Source organism: Hydrogenovibrio sp. 3SP14C1, assembly GCF_029625905.1.
In the GTDB taxonomy this organism is placed as follows: Bacteria; Pseudomonadota; Gammaproteobacteria; order Thiomicrospirales; family Thiomicrospiraceae; genus Hydrogenovibrio.
In genome coordinates this window covers 1-296 of record NZ_JARTLM010000044.1, presented here as the reverse complement: position 1 = coordinate 296, position 296 = coordinate 1, and the positions used below count along the sequence as shown (strand labels likewise).

Below are 296 nucleotides of genomic sequence, written 5' to 3'. Positions count from 1 at the left end.
CGATGGTGAAAATGCCAGAAGTAGAGATCAAACTGCGAACAGACACCCCTCAAGTTGGTGTTGTTCCATATCGGCAAGTACACGCTCACTCTACTGGAAATCCAACATCAACGGTGCAAAACGAGGTTGATAATCAAATCAATAATCGGCCTCAAGGATTTGCCAATGATTGGGTGGGTAATAGTCGCATCGTGCGCACATCGCCGCTGAATAGGGGCGCATATGATGTTGGTGGCGGATGGAATGCAGAAACGTTCGCATCTGTGGAACTGATTGAGAGCCATCGAACTTTTGAA

Annotated in this window: 1 pseudogene; it reads left to right on the top strand. The window is 47.3% G+C overall.

The features are described 5' to 3' along the window. Positions 1 to 11: 11 nt before the first annotated feature. Positions 12 to 296, top strand: a pseudogene (locus tag P8629_RS11565) (hypothetical protein); the annotation flags it as partial.